The following is a 3,778-nucleotide window of genomic DNA, read 5'->3' on the forward strand; positions in this document are numbered from 1 at the left end:
AACCGGGGTCGATGAACAACCGACATCTCCGCAATCCGATGCTGCATCAGCTTCGCGGCGAAAGCCGCACCGACATGCGAATCCCAGCGAATTTTTGGGAGCGGCGTTAGGCGCGAAGCCGGGGTCGATGAAGGACCGGAATTTCCGCAATCTGATGCGGCATCAGCTTCGCGGCTTACGCCGCTCCCACAAGCTACCATCGACGCCATCGCCACCATTGCGACCGCTGCAATCGCCGCTGCAGGTTCAGCAGGCAACAAAAAACCCCGGCTTGCGCCGGGGTTTTTCGTTCAACCATTACCAATCAGCTACAACCAACCATTACTGCTCAGCTGCAACCAACCATTACTACTCAACCACAGCTCAGGCGTTGACCGAATCGGCCACGTCCTTGTAATCGCTGATCTGGTCGAAGTTCATGTAGCGGTAGATCTCGCTGCCGGCAGCATCCAGCACGCCGACATCGGCCATGTACTCTTCCTTGGTCGGGATGCGGCCCAGCCGCGAGCAGATTGCAGCCAGTTCGGCCGAACCCAGGTACACGTTGGTGTTGCGACCCAGACGGTTCGGGAAGTTGCGGGTCGAGGTCGACATCGCGGTGGAGCCTTCGCGGATCTGCGCCTGGTTGCCCATGCACAGCGAGCAGCCCGGCATTTCCATGCGTGCGCCAGCAGCACCGAAGGTGCCGTAGACGCCTTCCTTGGTCAGCTCGGAGGCGTCCATCTTGGTCGGCGGTGCAACCCACAGACGGGTCGGGATGTCGCGCTTGCCTTCCAGCAGCTTGGCAGCGGCACGGAAGTGACCAATGTTGGTCATGCACGAACCGATGAACACTTCGTCGATCTTGGCACCGGCCACTTCCGACAAGGTCTTCACGTCGTCCGGGTCGTTCGGGCAGGCCACGATCGGCTCGTGGATGTCGGCCAGGTCGATCTCGATGACGGCGGCGTACTCGGCGTCGGCATCACCCTGCAGCAGTTCCGGGTTGGCCAGCCATGCTTCCATCTTCTCGATGCGACGGGCCAGCGAACGTGCGTCCTGGTAACCCTCGGCAATCATCCACTTCAGCAGCGTGATGTTACTGGTGAGGTACTCGATGATCGGCTCCTTGTTCAGGTGCACCGAGCAACCAGCGGCCGAACGCTCAGCCGAAGCATCGGACAGTTCGAACGCCTGCTCGACCTTCAGGTCCGGCAGACCTTCGATTTCCAGGATGCGGCCGGAGAAGATGTTCTTCTTGCCCGCCTTGGCCACGGTCAGCAGACCGGACTTGATCGCGTACAGCGGAATCGCGTTGACCAGGTCACGCAGGGTCACGCCCGGCTGCATCTTGCCCTTGAAGCGCACCAGCACCGACTCCGGCATGTCCAGCGGCATGACGCCGGTGGCAGCGGCGAAGGCGACCAGGCCCGAACCGGCCGGGAACGAAATGCCGACCGGGAAACGGGTGTGCGAGTCACCACCGGTACCGACGGTGTCAGGCAGCAGCATGCGGTTGAGCCAGCTGTGGATCACGCCGTCGCCCGGACGCAGCGAGACGCCACCACGGGTGGAGATGAATTCCGGCAGGGTGTGGTGGGTCTTGACGTCCACCGGCTTCGGGTAGGCAGCGGTGTGGCAGAACGACTGCATCACCAGGTCGGCCGAGAAGCCCAGGCAGGCCAGGTCCTTCAGCTCGTCACGGGTCATCGGACCGGTGGTGTCCTGCGAGCCTACCGAGGTCATCTTCGGTTCGCAGTAGGTGCCCGGGCGCATGCCCTTGCCTTCCGGAAGGCCACAGGCGCGGCCAACCATCTTCTGCGCCAGCGAGTAACCCTTGCCGGTGTCGGCCGGCTGCACCGGCAGACGGAACAGCTCGGTCACCGGCAGGCCCAGCGCTTCGCGCGCCTTGGCGGTCAGGCCACGGCCGATGATCAGCGGAATGCGGCCACCGGCGCGCACTTCGTCGAACAACACGTCGCTCTTGACCTGGAACTCGGCGATCACTTCGCCGTTCTTCAGTGCTTTGCCGTCGTACGGACGCAGCTCGACGACATCGCCGTGCTCCATCTTCGACACGTCCAGCTCGATCGGCAGTGCGCCGGCATCTTCCATGGTGTTGTAGAAGATCGGGGCGATCTTCGAACCCAGGCACACGCCGCCGAAGCGCTTGTTCGGGATGAAGGGGATGTCTTCACCGGTGAACCACAGCACCGAGTTGGTGGCGGACTTGCGGCTGGAACCGGTGCCGACAACGTCGCCGACATAGGCAACCAGGTTGCCCTTTTCCTTCAGCGACAGGATTTCCTGGATCGGGCCGCGCTTGCCATCTTCTTCCGGCACGAACGGCGCGTCGGGACGCTTGTTCTTCAGCATCGCCAGCGCATGCAGCGGGATGTCCGGGCGGGTGGTGGCGTCCGGTGCCGGCGACAGGTCGTCGGTATTGGTTTCGCCCGGCACCTTGAACACGGTGATGGACAGGCTCTGCGGCACTTCCGGCTTGCTGGTGAACCACTCGGCATCGGCCCAGCTCTGCAGCACGCCCTGTGCATGGGCGTTGCCGGCCTTGGCCTTTTCCTGCACGTCATGGAAGGCATCAAACACCAACAGGGTGTGCTTCAGGCCGCTGGCGGCGATGGCACCGACTTCGGCGTCGTCAAGCAGCTGGATCAGCGGCGCGACGTTGTAGCCGCCGAGCATGGTGCCCAGCAGTTCGGTGGCGCGCGCGCGGCTGATCAGCGCGTTCTTCTCGCTGCCGAAGGCAATGGCGGCCAGGTACGAAGCCTTGACCTTGGCAGCGTCATCGACGCCGGCCGGCACGCGGTGGGTGATCAGGTCGAGCAGGAACTCGGCCTCACCCGCCGGCGGGTTCTTCAGCAGCTCGATGACGTCGGCCGTCTGCTGTGCGGTCAGCGGCAACGGCGGGATGCCAAGCGCGGCGCGCTCGGCTACGTGGTGGCGGTAGGCTTCCAACATGACAACTCCCGGGTGTAACGGTTAAAGAATGGATTGGGCTCAGCTTTGCGGCACGATCAGCTTCAGGCCCTTGAAGTAGTCGCGATAAAACGTGTCGTTCCAGGTGATCAGGCCATCGCACTGCAGCAGTGCGTGGGCGCCCACCATGAAATCGTCGATGCGGCGGGTTTCGCCGCTGCGTTGGCGATGGCGGCGGTGCATCTCGCCGGCACGCAACGCGGATTTGGCTTCCAGCGGATTGAAATGGACACCCATTTCTTCCAAAGCGCCCTGCACCTCGGCGCCGCCGCGCAGTGATGCGCAGATCTCGGCCAGGGTGGTACCGCAGATGACCACCCGGCCACCGACCAGCGCCTGCCGCAGGCAGGCCTCCACCGCGTCGGCGCGGGGGCCATCGCTGAGCAGTTCGATCAGGACCGGGGAGTCGACCGCGATCATGCCTGGTCGGCCTCGTCACGGACGGTGCGTACGGCCTGCTCGGCCGACTCGAAACCGTCCAGCGCGAACTTGCCGCGGGCACGGGAAATGGCGTCGTCCACGCTCTTGCGCAGGATGATGCGGCTGCCCTCCAGCTCAACCTTGAGCTGGGTGCCCTTGGTCAGGCCCAGGGCGTCGCGTACGGCTTTGGGCAGAGTGATCTGCCCGCGTTCAGCTACGGTGGCTTCCATGGGACCTCCAATGAAGTATGTACGAATTATACATACTTCCGTCGGCATACCCCAAACCACTGCAGTACTGCCGAGCCGTGCCGCCGAAAGCCACACCTGTAGTGGGGGGGGCGAGGGGGGGGGGGGCGGGCCAGGTTAGACAACGGGGGAGCGCG

Annotated in this window: 4 protein-coding genes; 1 reads left to right on the top strand and 3 read right to left on the bottom strand. The window is 63.9% G+C overall.

Going from position 1 to position 3,778, the window contains the following annotated elements; translation table 11 throughout:
- The coding region (locus ABE493_RS19290; RefSeq protein ID WP_346500999.1) for a hypothetical protein at positions 1-397 on the top strand (397 nt) is incomplete at its 5' end.
- Here ABE493_RS19290 and acnB read toward each other — a convergent pair.
- The 3 genes from acnB to ABE493_RS19305 are packed head-to-tail and all read right to left on the bottom strand — an operon-like array spanning position 364 to position 3,623.
- Complete coding sequence (gene acnB / locus ABE493_RS19295) at positions 364-2,955, bottom strand: bifunctional aconitate hydratase 2/2-methylisocitrate dehydratase (protein ID WP_346501001.1); 2,592 nt, start codon at positions 2,953-2,955, stop codon at positions 364-366. The genes ABE493_RS19290 and acnB overlap by 34 nt on opposite strands.
- 39 nt (positions 2,956-2,994) lie before the next feature.
- Complete coding sequence (locus ABE493_RS19300) at positions 2,995-3,393, bottom strand: type II toxin-antitoxin system VapC family toxin (protein WP_346501003.1); 399 nt, start codon at positions 3,391-3,393, stop codon at positions 2,995-2,997.
- A complete protein-coding gene (locus tag ABE493_RS19305) occupies positions 3,390-3,623 on the bottom strand; it encodes an AbrB/MazE/SpoVT family DNA-binding domain-containing protein (protein WP_346501005.1) in 234 nt (77 codons plus the stop codon). The genes ABE493_RS19300 and ABE493_RS19305 overlap by 4 nt, the downstream gene beginning before the upstream one ends.
- Positions 3,624-3,778: the final 155 nt, after the last annotated feature.

This window comes from Stenotrophomonas terrae, assembly GCF_039674165.1.
In the GTDB taxonomy this organism is placed as follows: Bacteria; Pseudomonadota; Gammaproteobacteria; order Xanthomonadales; family Xanthomonadaceae; genus Stenotrophomonas; species Stenotrophomonas terrae_A.

Coding starts and splice junctions, on each gene's coding strand:
- acnB (WP_346501001.1), bottom strand. CDS start 2,955: ATGTTGGAAGCCTACCGCCACCACGTAGCCGAGCGCGCCGCGCTTGGC.
- ABE493_RS19300 (WP_346501003.1), bottom strand. CDS start 3,393: ATGATCGCGGTCGACTCCCCGGTCCTGATCGAACTGCTCAGCGATGGC.
- ABE493_RS19305 (WP_346501005.1), bottom strand. CDS start 3,623: ATGGAAGCCACCGTAGCTGAACGCGGGCAGATCACTCTGCCCAAAGCC.